This window comes from Micromonospora sp. NPDC048909 (assembly GCF_040649635.1).
Classification (GTDB): domain Bacteria; phylum Actinomycetota; class Actinomycetes; order Mycobacteriales; family Micromonosporaceae; genus Micromonospora.
Window position 1 is genome coordinate 172,368 of the sequence record NZ_JBEZFU010000008.1, and the last position, 25,582, is coordinate 197,949.

22 protein-coding genes and 1 pseudogene are annotated in these 25,582 nt (G+C 73.7%); 16 read left to right on the forward strand and 7 right to left on the reverse strand.

The window, feature by feature from the left end:
* Window positions 1-47 precede the first annotated feature (47 nt).
* The gene (locus AB0C04_RS22245) at window positions 48-713 is read right to left on the reverse strand and encodes a TetR/AcrR family transcriptional regulator C-terminal domain-containing protein (RefSeq protein ID WP_357057580.1); all 666 of its coding nucleotides are present in this window, start codon (window positions 711-713) and stop codon (window positions 48-50) included.
* Between the two features lie 143 nt (window positions 714-856).
* On the opposite strand from AB0C04_RS22245, the gene AB0C04_RS22250 reads away from it, so the two are divergent.
* The 4 genes from AB0C04_RS22250 to AB0C04_RS22265 are packed head-to-tail and all read left to right on the forward strand — an operon-like array spanning window position 857 to window position 5,209.
* Entirely contained in the window at window positions 857-2,005 is a 1,149-nt protein-coding gene (locus AB0C04_RS22250; RefSeq protein ID WP_357057582.1) for an acyl-CoA dehydrogenase family protein, read from the forward strand.
* Window positions 2,006-2,031: 26 nt separating this feature from the next.
* Window positions 2,032-3,204 (forward strand): acyl-CoA dehydrogenase family protein, encoded by a 1,173-nt coding sequence (locus tag AB0C04_RS22255; RefSeq protein ID WP_350870212.1) that lies wholly within the window; start codon window positions 2,032-2,034, stop codon window positions 3,202-3,204.
* Window positions 3,201-3,665, forward strand: a complete 465-nt coding sequence (locus tag AB0C04_RS22260; RefSeq protein WP_357057585.1) for a MaoC family dehydratase — start codon at window positions 3,201-3,203, stop codon at window positions 3,663-3,665. Before AB0C04_RS22255 ends, AB0C04_RS22260 begins: the two co-directional genes overlap by 4 nt.
* Entirely contained in the window at window positions 3,662-5,209 is a 1,548-nt protein-coding gene (locus AB0C04_RS22265) for a long-chain fatty acid--CoA ligase (protein WP_357057587.1), read from the forward strand. Before AB0C04_RS22260 ends, AB0C04_RS22265 begins: the two co-directional genes overlap by 4 nt.
* A gap of 61 nt (window positions 5,210-5,270) precedes the next feature.
* Here the strand turns inward: AB0C04_RS22265 and AB0C04_RS22270 are convergent, their stop codons facing one another.
* Window positions 5,271-5,537 (reverse strand): hypothetical protein, encoded by a 267-nt coding sequence (locus tag AB0C04_RS22270; RefSeq protein WP_357057589.1) that lies wholly within the window; start codon window positions 5,535-5,537, stop codon window positions 5,271-5,273.
* A gap of 130 nt (window positions 5,538-5,667) precedes the next feature.
* Here AB0C04_RS22270 and AB0C04_RS22275 point away from each other — a divergent pair, with 130 nt between their 5' ends.
* The 4 genes from AB0C04_RS22275 to AB0C04_RS22290 all read left to right on the forward strand — a co-directional run bounded on the left by AB0C04_RS22275 (window position 5,668) and on the right by AB0C04_RS22290 (window position 8,372).
* Window positions 5,668-6,444: a DNA-formamidopyrimidine glycosylase family protein gene (locus AB0C04_RS22275; RefSeq protein WP_357057591.1), complete on the forward strand. Its 777-nt coding sequence runs from the start codon at window positions 5,668-5,670 to the stop codon at window positions 6,442-6,444.
* A gap of 85 nt (window positions 6,445-6,529) precedes the next feature.
* On the forward strand, window positions 6,530-6,868 hold the full coding sequence (locus AB0C04_RS22280; RefSeq protein ID WP_357057593.1) for a PadR family transcriptional regulator: 339 nt from the start codon (window positions 6,530-6,532) through the stop codon (window positions 6,866-6,868).
* Window positions 6,865-7,692, forward strand: a complete 828-nt coding sequence (locus AB0C04_RS22285) for an ATP-binding cassette domain-containing protein (protein ID WP_357057595.1) — start codon at window positions 6,865-6,867, stop codon at window positions 7,690-7,692. Before AB0C04_RS22280 ends, AB0C04_RS22285 begins: the two co-directional genes overlap by 4 nt.
* Window positions 7,689-8,372, forward strand: a complete 684-nt coding sequence (locus AB0C04_RS22290; protein WP_357057597.1) for a hypothetical protein — start codon at window positions 7,689-7,691, stop codon at window positions 8,370-8,372. Before AB0C04_RS22285 ends, AB0C04_RS22290 begins: the two co-directional genes overlap by 4 nt.
* On the opposite strand, the gene AB0C04_RS22295 is transcribed toward AB0C04_RS22290, so the two are convergent.
* The 4 genes and pseudogenes from AB0C04_RS22295 to AB0C04_RS22310 form a co-directional block, all read right to left on the reverse strand.
* Window positions 8,369-9,589, reverse strand: a complete 1,221-nt coding sequence (locus tag AB0C04_RS22295; RefSeq protein ID WP_357057599.1) for a sigma-70 family RNA polymerase sigma factor — start codon at window positions 9,587-9,589, stop codon at window positions 8,369-8,371. The two genes, AB0C04_RS22290 and AB0C04_RS22295, sit on opposite strands and share 4 nt — an antisense overlap.
* A 4-nt stretch (window positions 9,590-9,593) precedes the next feature.
* Window positions 9,594-9,929 (reverse strand): YciI family protein, encoded by a 336-nt coding sequence (locus tag AB0C04_RS22300; RefSeq protein ID WP_357057601.1) that lies wholly within the window; start codon window positions 9,927-9,929, stop codon window positions 9,594-9,596.
* Between the two features lie 119 nt (window positions 9,930-10,048).
* Window positions 10,049-11,815, reverse strand: coding sequence for a sulfatase (locus tag AB0C04_RS22305; protein WP_357057603.1), 1,767 nt, complete (start codon window positions 11,813-11,815; stop codon window positions 10,049-10,051).
* A 143-nt stretch (window positions 11,816-11,958) separates the two neighbouring features.
* Window positions 11,959-12,657 (reverse strand): annotated as a pseudogene (locus tag AB0C04_RS22310) (CDP-alcohol phosphatidyltransferase family protein); the annotation flags it as partial.
* Window positions 12,658-12,748: 91 nt separating this feature from the next.
* Here AB0C04_RS22310 and AB0C04_RS22315 point away from each other — a divergent pair.
* The 8 genes from AB0C04_RS22315 (at window position 12,749) to AB0C04_RS22350 (ending at window position 24,382) form a co-directional block, all read left to right on the forward strand.
* Window positions 12,749-13,729, forward strand: a complete 981-nt coding sequence (locus AB0C04_RS22315; protein WP_357057605.1) for a zinc-binding alcohol dehydrogenase — start codon at window positions 12,749-12,751, stop codon at window positions 13,727-13,729.
* A gap of 3 nt (window positions 13,730-13,732) precedes the next feature.
* Complete coding sequence (locus tag AB0C04_RS22320; RefSeq protein WP_350870191.1) at window positions 13,733-14,131, forward strand: 6-carboxytetrahydropterin synthase; 399 nt, start codon at window positions 13,733-13,735, stop codon at window positions 14,129-14,131.
* Between the two features lie 68 nt (window positions 14,132-14,199).
* Window positions 14,200-15,243 (forward strand): glycosyltransferase family 4 protein, encoded by a 1,044-nt coding sequence (locus tag AB0C04_RS22325; protein WP_357057814.1) that lies wholly within the window; start codon window positions 14,200-14,202, stop codon window positions 15,241-15,243.
* Window positions 15,240-16,058 carry a class I SAM-dependent methyltransferase gene (locus tag AB0C04_RS22330; protein WP_357057607.1) on the forward strand — a complete coding sequence of 273 codons (819 nt, stop codon included), beginning with the start codon at window positions 15,240-15,242 and terminating at the stop codon, window positions 16,056-16,058. Before AB0C04_RS22325 ends, AB0C04_RS22330 begins: the two co-directional genes overlap by 4 nt.
* A 67-nt stretch (window positions 16,059-16,125) precedes the next feature.
* Window positions 16,126-17,079: a lysylphosphatidylglycerol synthase transmembrane domain-containing protein gene (locus AB0C04_RS22335; protein WP_357057609.1), complete on the forward strand. Its 954-nt coding sequence runs from the start codon at window positions 16,126-16,128 to the stop codon at window positions 17,077-17,079.
* A gap of 63 nt (window positions 17,080-17,142) precedes the next feature.
* Window positions 17,143-17,796, forward strand: a complete 654-nt coding sequence (gene ribA, locus AB0C04_RS22340) for a GTP cyclohydrolase II (RefSeq protein WP_357057611.1) — start codon at window positions 17,143-17,145, stop codon at window positions 17,794-17,796.
* A gap of 11 nt (window positions 17,797-17,807) precedes the next feature.
* The gene (locus AB0C04_RS22345) at window positions 17,808-18,497 is read left to right on the forward strand and encodes a dihydrofolate reductase family protein (protein WP_357057816.1); all 690 of its coding nucleotides are present in this window, start codon (window positions 17,808-17,810) and stop codon (window positions 18,495-18,497) included.
* A gap of 311 nt (window positions 18,498-18,808) precedes the next feature.
* Window positions 18,809-24,382: a GH92 family glycosyl hydrolase gene (locus AB0C04_RS22350; RefSeq protein ID WP_357057613.1), complete on the forward strand. Its 5,574-nt coding sequence runs from the start codon at window positions 18,809-18,811 to the stop codon at window positions 24,380-24,382.
* Window positions 24,383-24,457: 75 nt separating this feature from the next.
* Here AB0C04_RS22350 and AB0C04_RS22355 read toward each other — a convergent pair whose 3' ends face one another.
* A complete protein-coding gene (locus AB0C04_RS22355) occupies window positions 24,458-25,558 on the reverse strand; it encodes an L-dopachrome tautomerase-related protein (protein ID WP_357057615.1) in 1,101 nt (366 codons plus the stop codon).
* Window positions 25,559-25,582 lie beyond the last annotated feature (24 nt).

The window sequence follows — 25,582 nt, forward strand, 5'->3', positions numbered from 1 at the left end:
GCGCCCCTCACGTAGGTCGCCCGAAACTAGCAGTGCAAGTTTGGACCCTAGTACGCCCCGGCGGCCGGCGGGAGGGGCGGCAACGGGCCGACGTGCTGTTCGTAGGTGCGGGACAGCCCGTCGAGGAGCGCGTCGAGGCCGAGCACGAACGCCCCCTCGTCGACCTGCTGCTGATGCTCGGCGAGTCGGTGCGCCTGGGTCAGGTGCGGGTACTGCTCGGCGTAGAGCCCGGGATCCTCGACGAAGCCGCGAGCGAACGAACCCAGCGCCGACCCGGCCACGAAGTAGCGCATCAGCGCTCCGATGTGGGTGGCCCGGGCGGGCGGCCAACCGGCGTCGACCAACCCGCCGTAGACCGCGTCCGCCATGGCCAGCGCGGCCGGCCGCCGTCCGGGGCCGCGGGCCAGGTACGGCACGATGTTCGGGTGCGCCGCGAGCGCCGCCCGGTAGGAGTGCCCCCACCGGCGCAGCGCCTCCCGCCAGTCGACCTGACCGAAGAAGGACACGTCGACCTGCCCGGTGATGCTGTCCGCGACCGCGTCGAGGATCTCGTCCTTGGTGCCGAAGTGGTTGTACAGCGACGGCCCGCGCACCCCGAGCTCGGCGGCGAGCCGTCGGGTGGAGAAGCCCTCCAGTCCCTCGGCGTCGATCAGCGCGGCGGCGGCCTCGACGATCCGCTGCCGGCTGAGCAGCGCCTGTCGCGGCCGGGGCATCGCGTCCTCCTCTGCTCGTGCTCCGCCGGAGGCGTGCCGCTCCGCGGAAGTGCTGGCTCGCCGGAGGCCTCCGGGGTCCGCGGGAAACTCTGCCACAGCCGGGGTCTGGACGGACTTAAACTTGCACCGCTAGTTTAAGGGTCATGGATCTGCAGCTCTCCGCCGAGCAGGCCGCGGTCCGCCGGCTCGCCGCCGAGTTCGTCGACCGCGAGGTGCGGCCGCACGCGGCGGAGTGGGACCGGCGCGAGGCGGTCGACCCGGCCGTCGTCGGCGCGCTCGGCGAGCTGGGCTTTCTCGGCCTGACCATTCCCGAGGCCGACGGCGGCGCCGGCGGCGACCATCTCGCCTACTGCCTGGTCCTCGAGGAGCTGGGCCGGGGGGATTCCGCCATCCGCGGCATCGTCTCGGTCTCGCTCGGCCTGGTCGCCAAGGCGATCGCCGCCCACGGGTCGGCGGCGCAGCGGGCCGAGTGGCTGCCCCGGCTCTGCTCCGGCGCCGCCCTCGGCTGCTTCGCGCTCACCGAGCCGGACAGCGGATCGGACGCCGCCGCGCTGCGCACCCGCGCCGACCGCGACGGCGAGGACTGGCTGCTCACCGGCACCAAGACGTTCATCACCAACGGCACCACGGCCGACGTGGCGCTGGTCTTCGCCCGTACCGGCGGCCCCGGTCACCGGGGGATCACCGCCTTCCTGGTGCCGACCGGCAGCGCCGGGCTGACCCGGCGGGAGATCCACGGCAAGCTCGGCCTGCGCGGCCAGGCCACCGCCGAGCTGCGCCTCGACGGCGTACGGGTGCCCGACACGGCCCGCCTCGGCGACGAGGGCGCCGGCTTCCGGCTGGCGCTCGGCACCCTCGCGAAGGGGCGGATGTCCGTCGCCGCCGGCTGCGTCGGCATCGCCCAGGGCTGTCTGGACGCCGCCGTGGCCTACGCCGGGCAGCGCACCCAGTTCGGCAAGCCCATCGCCGGCCACCAGCTGGTGCAGCAGCTGCTAGCCGGCATCGCGGTGGACACCTCCGCCGCCCGGCTGCTGGTGTGGCAGGTGGCCGACCTGATCGACCGGGGCCAACCGTTCGCCACCGAGGCGTCGATGGCCAAGCTCTTCGCCAGCGAGGCGGCCGTGCGGGCGGCCGACAACGCGGTGCAGGTCTTCGGCGGCTACGGCTACATCGACGAGTACCCGGTCGGCAAGTACCTGCGCGACGCCCGGGTCACCACCCTCTACGAGGGCACCAGCCAGATCCAGCAGCTTCTCATCGGACGCGCGCTCACCGGCGTCAACGCCTTCTAGCAGCATCCCCACCACCCGGAGGAACCATGGACTTCGCGCTATCCGACGAGCAGCGGGCCATCCGCGACACGGCCCGCGACTTCATCGCCCGGGAGGTGATGCCGCTGGAGCAGGAGCTGCTGCGGCGGGAGCGGGCACACCAGCCCGGGCTGGACCGCAGTGAACTGCGTGAGCTGCAACTGAAGGCGCGCAAGTTCGGCTTCTGGGGACTGGCCACCGCCGAGGAGTACGGCGGCATGGACCTGCCCGCGGTCACCCAGTCGCTGATCTGGACCGAGATCGGCCGCTCGTTCGTGCCGTTCCGGTTCGGCGGCGAGGCCGACAACATCCTGTTCCGGGCCAACGAGGAGCAGCAGCGCGAGTATCTGCTGCCGACCATCGAGGGGGAGCGGCTCAGCTGCTTCGCGATCACCGAACCGGGCGCCGGGTCGGACGCGGCGAACATCAAGCTCAGCGCCCGCCGGGACGGCGGCGACTGGGTGCTCAACGGCGAGAAGACCTTCATCACCGGCGGCCACGAGGCCGACTTCGCCATCGTCATCGCGGTCACCGACCCGGAGAAGGGCGCCCGCCGTGGTGGCGCCACCGCGTTCCTGGTGGACCGGGCGATGGGCTGGCGGTCGGAGTTCATCCAGACCATGGGGGAGGGCGGCCCCGCGTCGCTCGTCTTCGACGACGTCCGGGTGCCCGAGCGCAACATCCTCGGCGAGATCGGTCAGGGCTTCACCCTCGGCATGGAGTGGATCGGCAAGGGTCGCTACATCATCCCCTCGCACGCGATCGGCATCGCCGAGCGGGCGCTGCGGATGGCGATCGACCAGGCCAACACCCGGGAGACGTTCGGCCGGCCGATCGGCGAGAACCAGGCGATCCAGTGGATGATCGCCGACTCGGAGACCGAGCTGGAGGCGGCCCGGTGGTTGGTGCTGCGGGCCGCCTGGACGGTCGACCAGGGCATGGACCCGCGGCACGCCTCCTCGATGTGCAAGCTCTACGCCGCCGGCATGGTCAACCGGGTGGTGGACCGGGTGATGCAGATCCACGGGGGCATGGGTTACACCCGCGAGCTGCCCATCGAGCGGTGGTACCGCCAGGTCCGCCTCTACCGGATCTTCGAGGGCACCGACGAGATGCAGCGGCTGATCATCTCCCGTGACCTGCTGCGCGGCTACACCCGACTGGGAGGGCACCTGGCATGAGGACCTTCGCCTCCATCGACGAGCTGGCCGCGGCGGTCGGCGAGACCGTCGGCCCCGGGCCCTGGCAGACCGTCGACCAGAACCGGGTCGACCTCTTCGCCGACGCCACCGACGACCACCAGTGGATCCACGTCGACCCGCAGCGGGCCGCGGCCGGCCCGTTCGGCGGCACCATCGCCCACGGCTACCTGACCCTGTCCCTGCTGCCGGCGCTGGTCGGCCGGCTCTACCGGGTCGAGGGGGTGGGGATGGGGGTCAACTACGGCCTGAACCGGGTGCGGTTCCCGGCCCCGGTGCGGGTCGGCGGCGCGGTGCGGGCCAGCGCGACCATCGCCGAGGTGTCCCCGGTGGACGGTGGGGTGCAGGTGGTCACCGCGGTCACCGTGGAGAGCGACGCGGGCGGCAAGCCGGCCTGCGTCGCCGAGACGGTCAGCCGCCTCTACCGGGGCGCGGCCCGATGACCGCCCTGTCGCTGGCCATGGTGCTGGCCGAGTCGGCGCGCCGGCACGCCGACACCGTCGCGGTGGTGGACGGGGAGATCCGGGTGACCTATGCCGAGCTGTGGCTGGAGGCCCGCAGCTACGCCGCCGGGCTGCGCGAGCTGGGCGTCGGACCGGGCGACCCGGTGGCCCTGCTCGCCCCGAACGTGGTCGACTTCCCCCGGGTCTACTACGGCGCCCTCGCCGCCGGCGCGGTGCTGGTCCCGGTGCACCTGCTGCTCACCCCGGACGAGGCCGGGCACGTGCTGCGCGACAGCGGCGCGAAGCTGCTGGTCTGCCACACCTCCCAGCTGGCCCTGGGCGCGGCGGCCGCCGAGAAGGCCGGCGTCGCGCTGGTGACGGTCGGCCCCGCCGCGACCGGCGTCGCGGCCCGCCGACTGGAGAACGTGAGCGAGCCGCTGGCGCCGCTGCCGTCGTACGTCACCCGGGCCGCCGAGGACACCGCGGTGGTGCTCTACACCAGCGGCACCACCGGCGTGCCCAAGGGCGCCCTGCTCACCCACCTCAACCTGGTCATGAACGCCACCGTCAACGTCTTCGACGCCAACGACGCCCGGGAGACCGACGTGGTGCTCGGCTGTCTGCCGCTGTTCCACAGCTTCGGCCAGACGGTGGCGATGAACGGCACCTTCCGGATCGGCGCGACCCTGGTGCTGCTGGGCCGGTTCACCGGCGCGGAGGCGATCGACCTGATGCTGCGCGAGCGGGTGGACGTCTTCCACGGCGTGCCGACCATGTACGTGGCGCTGCTCGAAGCCGCCCGGGGCCGCACCGCCCTGCCCCGGCTGCGGCTCTGCGTCTCCGGCGGGGCGTCGTTGCCGGTCGCCGTCCTGGAACGCTTCCACGCCGCCTTCGACACCACCGTCTTCGAGGGGTACGGGCTCTCCGAGACCTCGCCCACGGCGACCACCAACCAGCCGCACTTCGGCACCCGGGCGGGCACCATCGGGCATCCGGTCTGGGGCGTCGAGGTGGAGATCGCCCGCGCCGACCTGGACGAGCGGATCGAGCTGCTGCCGACCGGGGAGCTCGGCGAGATCGTCATCCGTGGGCACAACGTCTTCGCCGGCTACCACGGCCGGCCGGAGGCCACCGCCGAGGCCGTGGTCGACGGCTGGTTCCGCAGCGGCGACCTGGGCCGTAAGGATGCCGACGGGTTCGTCACCATCGTCGACCGGAAGAAGGACCTGATCATCCGCGGCGGCTTCAACGTCTATCCGCGGGAGGTCGAGGAGGCTCTCGCGCGGCACCCGGCGGTCGGCCAGGTGGCGGTGATCGGCGTGCCCGACCCGCGGCACGGCGAGGAGGTGTGCGCGGTGGTGGTGCGCGACCCGGCCGGGCCGGCGCCGAGCGAGCAGGAGCTGATCGACTGGGCGCGCGAGCACCTGGGCCGGCACAAGTACCCGCGTCAGGTCCGCTACGTCGACGCGCTGCCGATCGGGCCGAGCCACAAGGTGCTCAAGCGGGAGTTGCGCCGGACCCTCTCCACCTCGCCGATCGAGTGACCGCAGCGCGCGGCGACCGGTCCGGGACGCGCGGAAGGCTGCGTGCAGGGGCGGTTCGCCGTCAGGGCCGGTGGTCCTCGTCGGCCGGGATGATCGATTCTCGCTGTTCGAGGGCGTCGGCCGGGTTGGCGTCCTCCGGCAGGAGCGTGAGCGAGTCCGTTTCGCCGGCCGGCGGCGCGCTCTGCTCGGCCACGTCCGCCTCGCTGGCCTCCACCGGCGTGCTGGTCGCGGTGACGTCCTGCTCCGCATCGTCCACCACGGGCTGACGCTGCTCGATCGCGTCGGCCTCCGGTGGTTCGCGCAGCGGATCATCCGGGTTGACGGTCATCTCGCATCCTCTCGGCGGGCGGGCCACGGCACTGGTCGCACCCCTTAGTTCCCCGGTGGCGGGCCGGAAACCCGGGCACCGGCGGGTAAACCGGGTGTTTTCTCGCAATGGCGCCGGGTACCCGCCGGGCATGCCCGAGGGTCACCTGATCCACCGGTACGCGCGAGAGCAGCACGCCGCGCTGGCCGGCAGCGTTCCGGCGCTGTCCAGCCCGCAGGGCCGCTTCGACCCGCACCCGTACACCGGGCGCACGCTGCGGGCCGTCGAGGCGTACGGCAAGCACCTGCTCTACCACTTCGACGACAGCCCGGCCCTGCACGTGCACCTCGGCATGCGCGGGCTCTTCCTGCGCCAGGACGACCCCGCCGTGCCGCCCCGTGGGGGAGTGCGGCTGCGGCTCGCCGGCGAGCGCGTCGCGTACGACCTGATCGCGCCGATCCGGTGCGAGCCGCTTCCGGCCGACGGTGAGCGCGCGTTGCGGGCCTCCCTGGGCCCGGATCCGCTGCGGGCCGATGCCGATCCGGCCGAGGCGGTGCGGCGGATGTCCGCGACCGGTGGCGCGATCGGCGCGGCAGTGCTCGACCAGGCGACCTGGGCGGGCATCGGCAACGCCTGGCGGGCCGAGCTGCTCTTCCTCGCCGGCCTCGACCCGGACGCGCGCGGGATCGGGCCGGCGCCGGCGCGGCGGCTCTGGGAGCTCGCGGTGCGCTACCTGGCGCTGGGCCGCGACGCCGGACAGGTGGTCAGTGACCCGATCGCCCCCGACGAGCGCTGGGTGTACAAGCGCGACGAGTGCCGCCGCTGCGGTGCCCCGGTCCGCCGCTGGCAACTGGCCGCCCGCACCGCCTACGCCTGCCCCGTCGACCAGCGCGCCGCAGCGGTGACGCACGGCGGGAGCGCCGACTAGGTTGTTGCGCTACCTAGGTGGCGGCGCTATCGTCCCCACGTGATCTTTCGAGCGGCCCGCCCCACTCGGTTCCGGTAGGGCCGGGATGGACCAGGAACGGCGGGCGCAGTGGCTGCGCGGGGTGCTCGACCTCTGCGTCCTCGCGCTGCTCAGCCGGGGGGAGTCCTACGGCTACCAGCTGTCCCAAGCGCTGCGCGCCCATGGGCTCGGCGCCGTACAGGGCGGCACCCTCTACCCGGTGCTGCTGCGCCTGCAGCGCTCCGGACTGGTGAGCGCGCACTGGCGCGAAGGGGAGACCGGCCCGGCCCGCAAGTACTACCGGATCAGCCCGGCCGGCAGCGAGGCGCTGCGCACGACCGGCACCGACTGGACCGCCTTCGCGGCGAGCGTGGGCGCGATACTGAGCGAGGAGCAGATGCGGTGAACCACCACGCCTGGCTCGCCGCCCTCACCGGCGAGCTGCGCCGGCACGGGGTGGGGCCCGACCTGACCGGCCACGTCGTCGCCGAGGCCGCCACCCACCTGCGGGAGAGCGGGGAGCCGCCGCTACGGGTCTTCGGCCCACCCGAGACGTACGCCCGGGCGGTCGCCGACAGCCTCGGCGGGCCCGACCTGCGCCCGCCCCGCCGACAGCCGGGCCCGGTGCGGCTCGCCGCGCAGGGCATCACCAAGCGCTACCGCGGACGCACCGTCCTCGACCGGGTCGACCTGACCGTCCGCGCGGGGGAGATCGCCGCGGTGGTCGGCGCCAACGGCGCGGGCAAGAGCACCTTCCTGCGCATCTGCGCCGGCATGCTCAGCCCGGACGCCGGCATTGTGCGGGTGCACGGCACCCTCGGCTACTGCCCGCAGGACGGCGGCACCGCCGAGTTCCTCGACCCCGACGAGCACTTCGTACTCGTCGGGGCGGGCCGAGGGCTGGACCGGAGCGCGGCCCGGCGGTCCGGCCGCGCCGGGGCCGCCGCGCTGGACTGGGCCCCGCCGGCCGGCACGCAGACGCGACACCTCTCCGGCGGCACCCGACAGAAGCTGAACCTGGTGCTGGCCGGGCTGGGCGAACCCGACGTGCTGCTGCTCGACGAGCCCTACCAGGGCTTCGACCGGGGCACCTATCTCGACTTCTGGCACGAGGTGTGGCGATGGCGCGACGCCGGCAAGGCCATCGTCGTCGTCACCCACCTGCTCAACCAGCTCGACCGCGTCGACATCGTGCTCGACCTGACCACCCCTCGGGAGCGCAGCGCATGACCAAGATCCTCGTGGTGGCCGAGTCCGCGCTGCGGGAGCTGCTGCGCCGGCGTTCGGTGCTGCTGATCCTGCTGCTGTTGCCGCTCGCCTTCTACCTCAGCCGCCGCGGCGATTACCTCGGCCAGTCGATCCGCTTCGTCTGCCTGGGGCTGGGCTGGGCGCTGAGCACCGCGGCGCTCTTCGCCGGCAGCGCGGCGCGCGGGATGGAACCCCGGCTGCGGCTGTCCGGCTACGGCAGCCTGCACCTGGTGCTCGGGCGGCTGCTCGCCCTCTGGACGGTGGGCGTGCTGCTCTCCGCGCCGTACTTCGTGCTCATCCTCCTCGACCAGCACGACGTCCGGTACGCCGCCATCGCCCTGATCATGGCGCTGACCGTGGCGGTGGCCGCCCCGTTCGGCCTGTTGCTCAGCGCGGTGCTGCCCCGCGAGCTGGAGGGGACGCTGGTGCTGCTGACCGTGGTCGGCCTGCAGATGGTGATGGACCCGGCGAACAACATCACCCGGGCGTTGCCCTTCTGGTTCAGCCGGGAGATCGCCACGTACGCCATCGACCACACCGACGGCGGCTACCTGAGTCGAGGCCTGACCCAGGGGGTCGCGGTCGCGGTCACGCTCACCGTCCTGGTCGCCGTGGCCGGCGCCGTACGCCTGCGCCAGCGCCGCCACCTGCGGTTCGCCTAGCGGTCGAGGGCCAGCTCGTCGGCCCGGTCGGTGAGCGCTCGTCGCTCGGCCGGCGCGTCGGTCATCGCCGCGGCCGCCCGGAACAGCCGCACGGCGCGGACCCGGTCGCCCTGGCGGGCGGTCAGCTCGGCCTCGGCGGCGAGCGCCGGCGGATAGCCGTCCAGTTTGCCGCCGGCGCGCGCCCCGGCGAGCAGGGCCAACCCGGTCGCCGGCCCGTACGCGAATCCGTGCGCCACGGCCCGGTTCAACTCCACCACCGGCGAGGCGGAGCGCTGCGCCAGCCGGTCGTACCAGCCGGCGATGGCCGGCCAGTCGGTCTCCGCGCTGCTGCGGGCGGTGGCGTGACAGGCGGCGATCCGCGCCTGGAGCGCGTACGGGCCGTCCTCGCCGGCCCGCCGCAGCACGTCGAGCCCCTCGGCGACGGCGGCGTGATCCCACCGGGACCGGTCCTGCCGGTCGAGCGTGAGCAGGTTGCCCGCGGCGTCGCGCCGGGCCGACCGGCGGGAGTGCTGGAACAGGAAGAGCGCGAGCAGCCCGGCGACCTCCGGGTGACCGGGCAGCAGCCCGTCGACCAGCCGGGCCAGGCGGATCGCCTCGTCCGCGAAGGCCGGCTCACCGTCGGCGTCGTAGCCCCGGGTGAAGAGCAGGTAGAGCACGGCCAGTACGCCGGGCAGCCGCTCCGCCAGCGCCGGCCCGCTCGGTACCCGGTAGGGGATGCCGGCCTGGGCGATCCTCGCCTTGGCCCGGGTCAGCCGCCGGGTCATCGTCGACTCGCTGACCAGCAGGGCGCGCGCGATGTCGACGGTGGCCACCCCGCAGACGGTCCGCAGGGTGAGCGCCACCCGGGCCTCCATCGCCAGGGCCGGATGGCAGCAGGTGAAGATGAGCCGCAACCGGTCGTCCACCACGTCCTCCTCCCCGGCCGGCGGCGGCGCCACCTCCTGCTCGGCGAGCAGCGCCAACTCGCGCAGCTTGCGCTGCTCGGTGTCGGCCCGGCGCAGCACGTCGACGGCCCGGTTCCGGGCGACCGTCATCAGCCAGCCGCCCGGATTGCCGGGTACGCCGTCGCGGGGCCAGCGCTCCAGGGCGAGCGCCAGCGCCTCCTGGGCGCAGTCCTCGGCGAGCGTCCAGTCGCCGGTCACCCGGATCAGCGCCGCCACGATCCGCGGAAACGACTCCCGACCCGCGGCGGCCACCGCCCTGGACGCCTCCGTCACCGGATCAGGCGTCCAGGTCCATGAAGGGCCGCAGCTCGATCCGGCCCGCGTACGCCATCGGGTGGCTGCGGGCCACCTCGATCGCCTCGTCGAGGTCGGCGCACTCCAGCAGGTCGAAGCCCACGATCACCTCCTTGGTCTCGGCGAACGGGCCGTCGCTGACCAGCAGCTCACCGGCCCGGACCCGGACCGTGGTGGCCGCGGCCGGCGGGGCGAGCGCGTCGCCCTGCAGGCGCTGGCCCCGGGCGTCGCGCTCGGCCACCCACTGGTGGATGTCCGGCGCCGCGCTCGGGTCGGCGTCCGGCTCGGTGTCGGTGCAGACGAACATCATGTACTTCATGTCGTTCTCCTCGGTGTGGTGACTCCACCAGGGTGACGATCGGCGTGCCCCGTTCCGGACAGCGACCCGGGAAGAAAATCTACCGGCGGCTCGGGCGCGGCTCCCGGCTCAGCGGCGGCTCACCGGGTCGGCCGGGCGGCGGCCGGATTCACCGTCGGGCCGAACGCGGTGAGGAACCGGTCGCGAAACGCGTCCATCGGCCAGACCGGCGCGTCCGGGCCGGGCCGCAGGCCGTCCTGCCAGCCCCATCCCGCGATCCGGTCGAAGACCGCCGGATCCCGGGCGACGATGGTGATCGGCACGTCCCGGCTGGCATTCGGGCCGGTGACCACCGGGGCCGGCTGGTGGTCGCCGAGGAAGACCAGCACCAGGTCGTCGTCGCCGTACGTCTCGACGTAGGAGATCAGGGTCTCCAGCGAGTACCCGATCGACAGCCGGTAGCCGGCGCGCACCTCGGCCGTCGAGCGGCGGACGGTGTCTCCCGGACCCTCCGTGCTGGCCGCCGCGTGGGCGAAGACCGAGCCGTCGCCGACGTCGTCCCAGCCGATCAGTCGGGGCACCGCCGTCCACGGCGAATGGCTGGAGATCAGCGGGATCTCCGCCATCAGCGGCGGCCGGTCCGCCGGGGCGCGCTCGGTGCGCTGGAAGGTGGCCAGGGTGTACTGGTCCGGCATCGGGGCGTAGCTGAACTTCGGGCCGCGGTAACCGAGCCGCTCGGCGTCGTAGTACCCGTCGTAGCCGAAGAAGGCCCCCTCCGGCCAGGGCTGGGTGGCGGCCGGCATCACCCCGACCGTGCGCCAGTCGGCCCGCCGGAACGCGCCGTTGAGGGTGAGCCGGTCGCTGGCCAGCAGGCTGCGGTGGCGCTGCTCGTTGTCGATCCACAGCCCGGAGAGCAGCGTGTCGTGGGCCAGCCAGCTCCCGCCGCCGGCCGTGGGGGAGGTGAGGAAGCCGCTGCGGGCGGCGTACCCGTCGGCCCGCAGCCGGCGGTTGCCGGCGTCGAGCAGCGCGCCGATCTCCGGGGCGAACTCCGGATCCTCGACCGCGTCCCGTCCGTAGCTCTCCACGAACGCGAGGACCACGTCCTTGCCGCGCAGCGCGGTCAACAACTGGTCGCCGGGGGTGTCCCGGAACGGGTCGGTGGCGATCTCGGCGGTGAACGTGGTGCGGTCCCGCAAGCGGGCGTGCACCTGGGCGACGTGCGCGCCGACCAGGGCGCTCGCGCCGGTGTCCGCGACCGGCACGCCCGGCGCGACCCGTATCCCGAACGCGGCGCAGGCCACCCAGGCGACGGTCAGCGCGGCCACCGCCCGGGTCGCGGCCCGGTCGTGCCGGACCACCAGCCGGGTCACTCGACGTACCGCGAGCGTCATGAGCAGCAGCAGGCCGGCGGCGAGCAGCAGCGCGCCGATCGCCGCGCCGACCGCGCCGGCCCGGCCCACCGAGTCGGTGACGAAGCCGAACGCGTCGTCCAGCAGCGCCCAGTCCAGGACCAGGTCGAACGGCCGGGCCAGCGCGGAGTCGAAGCCCAGGTCGGCGAGTTTCAGCACGGCCAGCAGGCCGAGCAGCGGGCCGGCCAGCGCGACCGCCACCCGCCGCCCGCGCCCGGGCAGCGCCAGCAGCAGGGCGAGGCCCAGCAGCCCCTCCAGTGGGATGCGCAGGAAGGCGTCGGGCGTCAACCGGTCCATCCGGTCCGGGCCGACCAGGGCGGCGAAGACCAACAGGCCGGCCAGCGTGGTGAGCAGTCCGGCCGCGACCGACCGCGCCACCCGCCAGCCGCCACCGGCGATCGGGGTACGCTCCGCCGCCGCGTCGGCCGGTGCGACGCCGACCGGCCGTTCCTCCGTGCGCTCGCCGGCGTCGGCGGACCGCTCTGCCTCGGCGCCCATCAACGTCCCCACTCGTCGGCGCGGGCGGCGCCGACGGCCAGCGCCGGCGGTCGGGCCGTCGCCCCGCCCGGCAGCACGCGCACCCGCTCCGCCACCAGTTGGACCGGAACCACCCCGGCGACGTGCCCGGTCGGGCGGGGGCGGGGCCGCAGCGGGCGGTGCCGCCACAACCAGAACACGTCGCGCGCGAACGACTCGACCAGCAGCGCCAGGCCGCCGGCCACCAGCAGCGTGGCCCACCGGTGCGGCAGCACGCCGGCCAACGCGACGGCCAGGACGATCCCCTGCGCCGCCGCGGCCACCTTGCGCCACTGCCGGGCGGGCAGCGTCGCGCGCAGCCAGGGCAGCGCCCAGCCGGCGACGACGAAGGCGTACCGCATTCCACCGATGGCGAGCACCCAGCCTCCGGCGTCCGGCGCGACGTGCACGCTGAGCACCAGCAGGAGGAAGGCGTCGGCCTCCATGTCGAACCGGGCGCCGAGTGCGCTGGCGGTGCCGGTCCGGCGCGCGACCCGACCGTCGACCGCGTCCAGCAGCAGCGCGACCACGGTGAGGGTGGCCAGCAGCCCGACCGGCGTGGGCCGGCCGATCGCCGCGTCCACGACGAGCGCGGTCACCCCGCCGGCCAGGACGGCCCGGGTCAGCGTCACCCGGTCCGCCGGTCCGAGGCGTACCGCGCCCGCGCGTCCCAGCCCTCGGCTGAGCGCGACACAGGTGACCAGGCCGTAGCCCACGCCGGCCAGCCATCCCGGGCCGGTCAGCCCGACCGTGGCGGCCAGCGCGCCGAGCAGGGAGATCTGGGCGATCAGCCCGATCAGCGGACCAGTTCGAACTGTGGGCACCGTACCTCCGTGTTTATGATCGACGACCCTGACAGGGAACACGGATGACGGGGCCGTTCGGTTCGGTCAGGCCCGAGGTGAGGAGCAGCCGGTGACCCGTGAGGCGCACGCCTTCTGGCTTCGGACGCCTGGTCAGGGGGAGATCCGGCCGGTCACGCTGCCGGCCCCGGGGCCGGACGAGGTGCTGGTCCGGACCTGCTACTCCGGGGTCAGCCGGGGCACCGAGACGCTGGTCTTCGCCGGCCGGGTGCCCGCCGACCAGTACGCCGTGATGCGCGCGCCCTTTCAGGAGGGCGACTTCCCGGCCCCGGTGAAGTACGGCTACCTCAACGTCGGAACGGTCGAGCAGGGGCGGGCCGACCTGCTGGGCCGTACCGTCTTCTGCCTCTACCCGCACCAGACCGGGTACGTGGTCCCCGCCGAGGCGGTCGTACCGGTGCCGGACGGGGTGCCGCCGGCCCGGGCCGTGCTGGCCGGCACGGTGGAGACCGCGGTGAACGCCCTCTGGGACGCCGCGCCCCTGCTGGGCGACCGGGTGAGCGTGGTCGGCGCCGGCATGGTGGGCTGCTGCGTCGCGGCCCTGCTGGCCCGCTTTCCCGGGGTGCGCGTGGAGCTTGTCGACACCGACCCGAGCCGGGCCGGGATCGCCGGCGCGCTCGGCGTCGACTTCGCGTCGCCGGCCGACGCGGCCACCGGACGCGACCTGGTGGTGCACGCCAGCGCCAGCGCCGCCGGCCTGCAACGCTCGCTGGAGCTGCTGCGCCCGGAGGGCACCGTCGTCGAGCTGAGCTGGTACGGCGACCGCCCGGTCGAGTTGTCGCTGGGCGGGGTGTTCCACAGCGGACGGTTGAGCATCCGCGGCAGCCAGGTCGGCGCGGTCGCGCCGGCCCGGCGGGGGAGTCGGAGCTTCACCGACCGGCTGGCGCTCGCCCTGGACCTGCTCGACGATCCCGCCTTCGATGCCCTGATCACCGGTGCGTCCCGCTTCGCGGAGCTGCCGGACGTGCTCGACCGCCTGACGTCGGGCGAACTGCCCGCGCTCTGCCACCTCATCACCTACGACGGGGAGTGATCCGTGTTCAGTGTGACCGTCCGTGACCACATGATGATCGCCCACAGCTTCCGCGGCGAGGTCTTCGGGCCCGCGCAGCGGCTGCACGGCGCGACGTTCGTGGTGGACGCCACGTTCCGCCGCGCCGACCTGGACGCGGACGGCATCGTGGTCGACATCGGCCTGGCCACCGAGCAGCTCAAGGCCGTCCTCGGTGAGCTGACCTACCGCAACCTCGACGACGAGCCCGCCTTCGCGGGAACCAACACCACCACCGAGGTGCTGGCCCGGACGGTCGCCGACCGGCTCGCCGAGCGGGTGCACGCCGGTCAGCTCGGCGAGGGAGCGCGTGGCCTGGCCGGCATCACCGTCACTTTGCACGAGTCGCACGTGGCGTGGGCCAGCTACGAGCGATCACTGTGAGCGCGAGGAGTGAGCTCGCGAGCCCCGCAGGGCTCGCCAGCCCCAGCCCCGGGGTCGCGGCCGGGTCGGTGGGCGTCCGCGAGGTGCACGTGGTGCTGCCTAACGACATCGACGACCCGGCCACGCCGAGCGGCGGCAACCAGTACGACCGGCGGGTCTGCCGGGGGCTGGCCGAGCAGGGCTGGCGGGTGCACGAGCACGCCGTACCCGGTGACTGGCCGCAGCCGGACGCGACCGCCCGGGCCGCGCTGGCCGGCGTGCTCGCGGCGCTGCCGGACGGCGCGGCGGTCCTGCTCGACGGGCTGGTCGCCTCGCCGGCGCCGGAGGTGCTGACCCCGCAGGCGGCCCGGCTGCGGCTGGTCGTCCTGGTGCACATGCCGCTCGGCGACGAGGCCGAGCAGCGGACGTTGACCGCGGCGAGCGCGGTGGTCGCCACCAGTGACTGGGCCCGCCGGCGGCTGCTCGACCGGTATCCGCTGCCCGCGCAGCGGGTGCACGTCGCCGCGCCCGGGGTGGACCCGGCGCCCGTGGCGACCGGGACCGGCACCGGCACCGCGCTGCTCTGCGTGGCGGCGGTGACCTCGACCAAGGGGCACGACGTGCTGGCCGACGCGCTGGCCCTGGTCGCGGAGCTGCCCTGGAGCTGCGTCTGCGTCGGCGCGCTCACCCGCGATCCCGGTTTCGTCTCCGACCTGCGGGCCGGGCTGGCCCGCTCCGGGCTCGCCGACCGGGTCCGTCTGGCCGGACCGTGCACCGGGGCCGCGCTGGACGCCGCGTACGCCGCCGCCGACCTGCTGGTGCTCCCCTCGCGCGGCGAGACGTACGGCATGGTGGTCACCGAGGCGCTGGCCCGGGGGCTTCCGGTGCTCGGTACGGCGGCGGGCGGCCTGCCGGAGGCGTTGGGCCGGGCGCCGGACGGTGAGCTGCCCGGGCTGCTGGTGCCCCCGGACGACCCGCCGGCGCTGGCCGCCGCGCTGCGCCAGTGGCTGGACGACGCCACGCTGCGCCGCCGGCTCGCCCGCGCGGCCCGGGCCCGCCGGGACACCCTCGCGGGCTGGCAGGTCACGGCGACGCGGCTGGCGTCGGTGCTGACCGGCGTGGGTGCGGCATGAGTACCGACGTGCTGCTGTCGTTCCCGGCGTGGCTGCGACTGCGGGAAGCCGCCGACGCGGCGGCGCGCGCCGACGGACTGGTCGAGGTGGTCCGCCGTCGGCTGCCGGCCGCCGGGCCGATCGTGCTGCACGACCTGGGCAGCGGCACCGGTTCGATGCTGCGCTGGCTCGCTCCGCGCCTGCCCGGGCCGCAGCACTGGATCCTCTACGACCGGGATCCGGAGCTGCTCGCCCATGCCACGGCCGGAACGGTCACCTCGGCCGACGGGGCCCCGGTCAGCGTGGCGACCCGGTGCACCGATCTCACCCGGTTGACCGCCGCGGATTTCGCCGGCGCGGCCCTGGTCACCGCGTCCGCCCTGCTCGACATGTTCACCGCCGAGGAGGTCGAGCGGGTGGTGGCCGCCTGCGCCGCGGCCGACGCGCCGACGCTGCTGATGATCTCGGTTACCGGCCGGGTGCGGCTCACCCCGGCCCATCCGCTGGACGCGCAGGTCGAGGCGGCGTTCAACGAGCACCAGCGCCGTACCGTCGACGGCCGGCGCCTGCTCGGCCCGGACGCGGTCGATGCCACCGTGGCGGCGTTCGCCCGGCACGGGGTCGCCGTGCAGGCCTCGGCCAGCCCGTGGCGGCTGGGTGCCGCGCAGGGCGAGCTGGCGGCCGAGTGGTTCCGCGGCTGGCTGACCGCGGCCTGCGAGCAGCGGCCGGAGCTGGCCGCCCCGGCGGCCGGGTACGCCCGTCGTCGGCTGGCGGACGCGGCGGCCGGCCGGCTCGGGGTGGTGGTCGAACACCTGGACCTGCTCGCCGGCGGATGAACCCTTTGGGCGTCCGGCACGTGCCTACCGGAGAGGGAACGATCTTTTGACGGGAGGGCCGGCGCGGATGTTCTGGGCCTGGGCGCGGGCGCTCGGCGGGATCGGGCTGCTCGGCGCGTTGCTGTGGCAGGTGGGCGGCGGGCCCTTCCTCGCCGGGTTGGCGCTGATCGACGGCGGGGCGCTCGCCGCGGCGCTGGCGATCGGGGTGCTGACCACGGTCTGTGGCGCCTGGCGGTGGACCCTCGTCGCCGGCGGGCTCGGGGTGCGGCTGCCGCTGGGCACCGCGGTGGCGCACTGCTACCGCGCGGTGTTCCTCAACGCGACGCTTCCCGGTGGGGTGCTCGGCGACGTGCACCGCGCGGTGCGGCACGGGCGCGACGCCGGTGACGTCGGCCGGGGCGTGCGGGCGGTGGTCTGGGAGCGGACCGCCGGCCAGGTCGTCCAGGCCGGCCTCGCACTGGTCGTGCTCGTCGCCTTTCCGTCGCCGGTGCGGCCGTACCTGCCGGCCGCGGCGGCCCTGGTGGTGGCCGGCGGGCTCGGCGCGGTGCTGCTGGCCCGGGCGTTGCCCCGCGCCGGCGGCTCGCGCTGGGCGCGGACGCTGCGCACCGCGGTCACCGACGTGCGAACCGGACTGCTCGCCCGCCGCACCTGGCTGGGGGTGCTGCTCGCCTCCGCGGTGATGGTGGCCGGTCACCTGGGCACCTTCCTGGTCGCCGCGCGCACCGCCGGCTCCACCGCGCCGCTGTCCCGGCTGGTGCCGCTGACCCTGCTCGCGCTGCTGGCGATGGGGCTGCCGCTGAACGTCGCCGGCTTCGGCCCGCGCGAGGGGGTGGCCGCGTGGGCGTTCGGGGCCGCCGGCCTGACCGCCGCCGAGGGGGTGGCCACCGCCACGGTGTACGGAGCCCTGGTGCTGGTGGCCAGCCTGCCCGGCGCGGCCGTGCTGCTCGCCCGTCGGCGCCACGCCACCCAGCCAGCGGATCCGCTTCCCGCTGACAGGCGGGAAGGAGCCTTGCGTGGTTGAGTGTTGACACAGTGGTGAGCGGTAAGCGCGGCCGGTCCGGGCCGCGCCGGACGAAGGAGACCCATGCCCGAAGCACTTCCTGTCGCGACGATCCGTACCCAGGTCACCGTGCCGCTGCGCTTCCCGGATGGTTACGCCACCACTGCCCGCCTCTTCACCTTCAAAGGACTCATCGACGGCCGGGAGCACCTGGCGTTCGGGCTCGGGGACTGGGCGGGGGCGCTGGATCGACACGGCGCGGGTGGTCCCGCGCCGCTGGTACGGCCGCACAGCGAGTGCCTGACCGGGGACGTGTTCGGCAGCCAGCGCTGTGACTGTGGCCCGCAGCTGCGTGAGGCGGTCGAGCGGATCGCCGAGGCCGGTGGCTTCCTGCTCTACCTGCGCCAGGAGGGGCGGGGCATCGGCCTGTACGCCAAGCTGGACGCGTACGCGTTGCAGGACGCCGGGCTCGACACCTACGAGGCGAACGTGGCGCTGGGGCACGGCGAGGACGAGCGGGACTACACCGCCGCGGCGCAGATGCTGGCCACTCTGGAGGTACCGGCCATCGTGCTGCTCAGCAGCAACCCGGAGAAGGCGGTGCAGCTCGACCGGCTGGGGGTGACGGTGACCGAGCGGGTGCCCACCGGCCTGTACCTGTCCCCGGCCAACGCCGACTACCTGGCGGCCAAGGCCAGCCGGGCCGCTCGTACCTCCGACCTTCCCGCCGTCCGATGACCTCCGGGCCGGTGCGGGCGCGGCCGTACGTGCTGCTCAGCTGCGCCACCTCGATCGACGGCTACATCGACGACGCCTCCGAGCAGCGGCTGGTGCTCTCCAACGCCGACGACCTGGCCCGGATCGACGAGGTCCGGGCCAGCTGCGACGCGATCCTGGTCGGCGCGGGCACCGTCCGCGGCGACAACCCGCGGCTGCTGATCCGCTCGGCGTCGCACCGGGACGCGCGGGTCGCCCGCGGCCTGCCCGCCTCGCCCACGAAGGTGACCCTCACCGCCTGCGGCGACCTCGACCCGACGTCCCGGTTCTTCACCGCCGGCGAGGCGGAGCGGGTCGTGTACTGCGCGACGGGCGCGCTGGAGAAGACCGGGGAGCGGGTCGGCGGGCTGGCCACGGTCGTCGACGGCGGCGATCCGGTGGATCTCGGGTTCGTGCTGGACGACCTCGCCGACCGGGGGGTGCGCCGGCTGATGGTAGAGGGCGGCGGGACGGTGCACGCGCAGTTCCTCGCCGCCGGGCTCGCCGACGAGCTGCACCTGGTGATCGCGCCGTTCTTCGTCGGTGACTGCCAGGCGCCGCGCTTCGTGGGCGACGGCCGCTACCCGTGGCATCCGGGTCGGCGGGCCACCGTGGCGGAGGTCCGCCAGATCGGCGACGTGGTGCTGATCCGCTACGCCCTCTCCGACAGCTGCCTGGGCTGATCGACCGGCCGCACCCCTGGGCGAGATCGTCGGCACCGTCGGCGATGGACTGTTTCGCTTTGATCAACCCGTTGACACGGCCGTCTCCGGCCCGGAACTATCAGCGACGTCCGATGGCCCGCCCTCGTGTTTCACGTGTCTCCATGTGACAACGATGTCAGGTCATCCACGTAGTCCCGCACCACGCTCCGCAGCAACATCGGTCCACCCTGCCCACACGTTCGACGGACTCGACCCGGATCGAGTCGAAAGGCCCGGCCCCCATGGCGTACCCCTCACTCGCCCGCCCCTGGCACCGCAGCCTGTCCGCCGTGACAGCCGCGGTCCTGCTGCCGGTGGGACTGCTCGTCGCCGCACCCCTGGCGAATGCCGCACCCAGCTCGGCGCCGCCCGGCAACTTCAGCTCCTCGTTCGAGTCGGCCGACCCGCGACCGGCGACGAGCACCGTCGAGGTCGGCGCGGACGGAAAGCCGGTCCAGGCGAACCTGAGCGGATCGGTGACCACCCTGCCCGGCAGCCTGCTCGGCAAGGTCAGCGCGGTTACCGCGAGCGCCGAGTACCCGCCGGCGGAGATCGCCGCCAATCTCAAGGACGACAATCCGTCGACCAAGTGGCTGGCGTTCAACCCGACCGGCTGGGTGACCTACCGGCTGGCCGAGCCGACGGTGGTGCGACGGTACGCACTGACCTCCGCGAACGACGCGCCGACCCGCGACCCGCGGGACTTCGTCGTGCAGGGGTCGAACGACGGCAGCACCTGGAGCGACCTCGACCGGCGGACCGGCGAGAAGTTCGGTGGGCGCCTGGCCACCAACGTCTACAGCTTCACCAACAGCACCGCCTACGGCTACTACCGGCTGAACGTCACCGCGAACTCCGGTGACTCGATCCTGCAACTCGGCGACTGGAACATCAGCGACGGGTCGAACGTCAGGCCGCCGGCCACCCCCATGGTCAGCGTCGTCGGCGCCGGCCCGGTCGGTGGCTACACCACCAAGCCGGAGGCCGGGTTCACCGGGACGGCCGCCCTGCGCTACGCGGGCGGCGCCGAGGCCGACGGTCGCTCGTACGCGACGAACAAGCTCTTCGACGTCGACATCCCGGTCGGGCCGAAGACCCGGCTCTCCTACAAGATCTTCCCCGAGTTCACCGGCCAGGACGCCCAGTACCCGTCCACCTTCGCGGCCGTGGACCTGCACTTCACCGACGGCAGCTACCTGAGCCGTCGCTCGCCCGTCGACCAGCACGGCTACCCGCTCCCGGCCGCCGGGCAGGGCGCGTCGAAGGTGCTGTACGCCGACCAGTGGAACGCGGTGCAGACCGACGTGGGCGCGGTCGCACGGGGCAAGACCATCGACCGCATCCTGCTCGCCTACGACAACCCGCAGGCCACCGAGAAGACGCGGTTCCAGGGCTGGCTCGACGACATCGAGCTGACCGGCGAGCCGGCGGCGATCGACGGTTCGAGCCGGACCAACTACGTCGACACCCGGCGTGGGACCAACTCGACGGGCGGATTCTCGCGCGGCAACAACCTGCCGATCACCGCGGTGCCGAACGGCTTCAACTTCTTCACGCCGGTGACCGACGCGACCTCCGACTCGTGGGAGTACCAGTACCACCGGAGCAACAACGCGGCCAACCTGCCCACGCTGCAGGGCCTCGCGATCTCACACGAGCCCAGCCCGTGGATGGGTGACCGCAACCAGATGTCGGTCATGCCGGTCGCCGGCGACGGACCGCTCACCGGGCCGCCCGCCAGCCGGGCGCTCGCCTTCAGCCACGCGGACGAGACGGCGCGGCCGGACCTCTACCGGGTGCGGCTGCAGAACGGCCTGACCGCCGAGATGTCGCCCACCGACCATGCCGGGATCATGCGGTTCACCTTCCCGTCCGGGCAGGCCACCGGCAGCCTCGTCTTCTACAACGGCACCTTCACCATCGGCGCGGACGGCGGCTTCACCGGCTGGGTGGACAACGGAAGCGGCCTGTCGGCCGGTCGCAGCCGGATGTACGTCTCCGGCGCCTTCGACCGGGCCCCCAAGGCGTCGTCCGCGACCTCCGCCAGCTTCGACGTCTCGGCGAACCAGCAGGTCACGATGCGCATCGCGACCTCGTTCCTCTCCGTCGAGCAGGCGCACCGGAATCTCGACCTGGAGGTCACCGGAAAGAGCTTCGACCAGATCCACGCCGCCGCCACCGCGGCCTGGCAGGACCGGCTCGCCCGCGTCGAGGTACGGGACGCGACCGAGACGCAGTTGGTGACGCTGTACTCGAACCTGTACCGGCTGAACCTGTATCCGAACTCGCAGTCGGAGAACACCGGTACCGCCGCCGCGCCGCGCTGGCAGTACGCGAGCCCGGTGTCGGCGCCGACCGGCACGTCGACCGCCACGCACACCGGGGCCAAGATCGTCGACGGGGAGATCTACGTCAACAACGGGTTCTGGGACACCTACCGCACCGTGTGGCCCGCCTACGCGCTGCTGTACCCGGACGTCGCGGCCAAGATCTCTGACGGCTTCGTGCAGCACTACCGCGACGGCGGATGGATCGCCCGCTGGTCGTCGCCCGGCTACGCCGACCTGATGACCGGCACCAGCGCGAACGTGGCCCTGGCGCAGGCCTACCTCACCGGGGTCAAGCTGCCCGACCCGCTCGCGGCGTACGACGCGGCGGTCAAGGACGCGACCGTCGCCTCCGGGCGCGGCGAGGTCGGCCGCAAGGGCATCGAGACCTCGCTGTTCCTCGGCTACACGCCGACCTCCACCGGAGAGTCGGTGTCGTGGGCGCTCGAGGGCTTCATCAACGACTACGGCATCGGCAACATGGGCGCGGCCCTGGCCAAGGACCCGGCCACGCCGAAGTCGGAGCGCAACCGGCTCAAGGAGGAGTCGCAGTACTTCCTGCAGCGCGCCCGCAACTACGTGCACCTCTTCGACCCCGAGACGAAGCTCTTCCAGGGCCGCGACGCCGCCGGCACGTTCCTCGCCGGCGACCCGCTGGACTGGGGTGGCGTCTACACCGAGACCAACGGGTGGAACTTCGCGTTCACCGCGCAGCAGGACGGCAAGGGACTGGCCAACCTGTACGGCGGGCAGCAGGCGCTGCGCGACAAGCTCGACCAGTTCTTCGCCACCCCGGAGAACGCCGATCGTCCCGGCGGGTACGGCGGCATCATCCACGAGATGCTCGAAGCGCGGGCCGTGCGGATGGGTCAGCTCGGCATGAGCAACCAGCCGTCGCACCACATCCCGTACATGTACGACTACGCCGGCGCGCCGGCCAGGACGCAGGCGCTGGTGCGGGAGATCATGCAGCGCCTCTACGTCGGCAGCGAGATCGGCCAGGGCTACCTGGGCGACGAGGACAACGGCGAGATGTCGTCGTGGCACATCCTCAGCTCGCTGGGCATCTACCCGCTGCAGGCCGGGTCGTCCCACTGGGCCATCGGCTCGCCGCAGTTCACCCGGATGGTCGTGCACCGCGAGAGCGGCGACATCGTCGTCAACGCGCCGAACAACAGCACGAAGAACGTCTACGTGCAGGGCGTGAAGGTCAACGGCAAGAAGCAGCGCACGCTCTCCGTCGACGTGTCCGTGCTGGCCAGGGGCGGCACGATCGACTTCCAGATGGGCCCCGACCCGTCGTCCTGGGGGACCGGCAAGAACGACGGGCCGCCGTCGTTGACCAAGGGCGACGCGGCGCCGAAGCCGCTGCAGGACACCACCGGCCCCGGTCTCGGCACCGCGACCGCGACCGTCGGGCAGGACGCGTCCAAGCTCTTCGACGACTCGTCGACCACCCAGCTGACCTTCGCCTCGGCGACGCCGCAGGTCAGCTGGGCCTACCGGGGCGGCAAGCAGACCCCGGCCTACTACAGCCTCACCTCCGGGGCCAGTGCGGGCGATCCGGCGGACTGGCGGTTGCAGGGTTCCAACGACGGCGCCACCTGGACCACCGTGGACTCCCGCTCCGGCGAGGTGTTCGCGTGGCGAAACCAGACCCGGCCGTTCGAGATCGACAGGCCGGGGCGGTTCGCGCAGTTCCGCCTCGTCGTGACGAAGACCGTCGGCGCCGCGCAGACCAACCTCGCCGAGGTCGAGCTGCTCGCCGGCGGCGACCTCGATCTCGGTGGCGGGGCGATCACGGTGACCGCCCCGGACAGCGTGCACGCGACCTCCGGCGCATCCGTGTCGGTGCCGCTGGCGACCGTCACCGGCGGCACCGCCAGCGGTTACCAGGCCACGATCGACTGGGGTGACGGCTCGCCGACCACCCCGGGCACCCTCACGCTGAGCTCGCGGGCCGTCTACAGCGTCAGCGGCACGCACACCTACGCCACGCCCGGTTACCACCAGGCGAGCGTCACGGTGACCGACGGCTCCGGCCAGGGCTCCACGACGGTCGGCGTCGACGTGGCCTACACGCCGAGTTCCGGGCTCACCGCGGCGTTCGACACCGTCTGCATCGGTGACGAGGGCATCCGGGCGGCCAACTGCGACGCGAAGTCGTGGGCGTACTCCCGGGCCGCCCTGGCTGCGGCCGGGGTGACCCAGGGCCAGCGACACCAGGTGCCGGGCACGGCGCTGCACTTCACGCTGCCGGCGATCCCGGCGGGGCAGCCGGACAACGCCGCGGGCAACGGGCAGACGATCGTGCTCGACCTCCCGGACGACGCCAGGAGCATCTCGTTCATCGGCGCCGGCACGCAGGGCAACCAGGACAGCACCGGCACGGCGACGTTCAGCGACGGCAGCACCGCCAGCATCCCGATCCAGATGAGTGACTGGACGCTGGGCGGCAACGCCAACGGCACCCCGTCGTACGGCAACACGGTCGTCGCCAAGGCGGCGTACCGGCTGAGCGGCACGAGCCGGGACGGCGCCCAGCCGTTCCTGTTCGCCACCACGCCGTACCAGATCCCGGCGGGCAGGACGCTCGTCTCGGTGACCCTGCCGGCGCAGAGCGGTGACCCCGCCTCGGCGGGTCGGATCCACGTGTTCGCCATCGCCGACGACGGCACGCCGGCGCCCGCGTTGGCGACCGTCGCCCCGAAGGACCAGACGGCCACCGCCGGGCAGGTCATCTCGGCGGACCTCGGCTCGGTCACCGGGGGCGTTCCCGACCCGGCGGGCTACCACGCGCGCGTCCAGTGGGGTGACGGCACGGTTCCGCAGGACGTCACCGTCGGCTCGTCCGGCGCTCTGGCCGGGCAGCACACCTACCCGCAGGCGGGCTCGTACACGGTGCGGGTGACCGCGTGGGACACGCGGTCGAGCAGCACGGCGAGCTTCACCGTGACCGTGGCGGGCGGCGGGCGCCAGCCGACGATCGCGCTGCCCGGGTCCGCCACCGTCGCCACCGGTGACGCGATCACCGTCAACGGCAGCGGATTCGCCGCCGGCGAGCAGGTGACCGTGACGCTCGGCACCAGCCCGGCGCGGAGCATGAAGGTCGCCGCCTCCGCGGCGGGAGCGGTCCGCGCCTCCATCGCGACCTCGGGTGACGCGCAGCCCGGCCGCTACGCCGTCACCGTCACCGGCGCGTCCTCGCGGACCCCGGCGACGGCCACTGTGCAGGTGACCGGGGAGCAGGACGTGCCGGCGAACCGTGCGCAGGTGGGGCTCTCCACCACGGCGGGGCCGCGCGGTACGGCGATCACGCTCGACGGTCACGGATTCGCGCCGAACGAGGCGGTCACGATCACCTTCGGTGACGGTCTCGCGAAGAGCACGGTGCGCGCGAACGGCGACGGCGTCATCTCCGGTATGACGGTCAGCGTTCCCGGGGCGGCGCGGGCCGGCTCGACCAGCATCACGCTGGCGGGGGCCGACTCGAAGACGCGGGTGCAGCTGCCGTTCACGGTCACCGGCTCGAACTGAGCCGGAGACAACCCAGCCGCCCTGGGCGGGCCGTGCAGACGGCCCGCCCAGGGCGGAGCTGGTCCGCGGGGCGGCTCAGCGCAGCAGCACCGGCCCGGCGTCGATCGGGGTGCGGAACAGGGCGTACGGCTTGCGGCGCAGGTCCTGACCGCCCTGGTAGTCGGCCTGCCGGTGCAGCTGGTTGGCGGTCACGTAGAGATGCCGGTCCACGGCGACCGACATGGTGTCCGGCCAGAGCAGCCGCGGATCGTGCACCACCGTCTCGAACTGCCCGTCCGGCAACCGGCGCAGCACCGCGTTCTGCTCGTACGCGGTGAGGTACAGCCGGCCCGCGTCGTCGCTCTCAAGCCCGTCCGAGCCGGCGCCCTTGTCGCCCTCGTCGATGACCGTGTCGGCGACCTCCTGCTCCGGCAGCGACGCGTCCGCCAGGGCGTCCGTGGAGACGCTGTGCCAGCGGCGCGACATCAGCGCGCAGTAGTACAGGCGGGAACCGTCGGCGGAGATGGCGATGCCGTCCGAGCCGAACGTCAGGGGCTTCGGCGGCCCGTCCGGGGGCCGTTGTAGGAGCGGCCGCCCCTCGACCACCGGCAGGTATCCGTGCAGCGGATCGGCCTTCGTGGACGGGTGGTCGTGCAGCCGCCGCCAGGAGCGGCCGCTGTGCAGGTCGACCACCACGATGCCGTTCGGGCCGGTCATGGCGGAGTCGGTGAGGTAGGCAAGGCCGGCCGAGCCGCGGCGCAGATCGAACCGGACGTCGTTAAGGTAGCTGGTGGGCAGCGCGACCTCGGGCGGGAAGGTGATCACCTGGGCGACGGTGTCGGTCGTCAGGTCGACCCGGACCAGCTTCGGGCCGCCCGGTCGGGTGGGCCGCATCATCGGGCTGCCGGTGTCGACCACCCAGAGCCGGTCGGCCGGGTCGACCACCACCGACTGCACCGAGACGAAGGCCTGCGCGTCGTCGTCGCCCGAGGGTGAGTTCCACCGCTCGTCCGGGTACGCCACCTCCCGGCCGTCGCGCAGCTCGGCCACGGTGGCCGGGGGCTGGTCGCCCCACTGGGGGAAGTTCACGAAGATCCGTCCGGTGTGCGAGACGGTCACCCCGGTCGGCATCGGGCCGGTGAAGGCGTGCACCAGCTCCAGCTCACCGACCGGCTCGACGCCCACCGGCCCGCTCACGCCGCGCCCCCGGCGCGCCGTCGG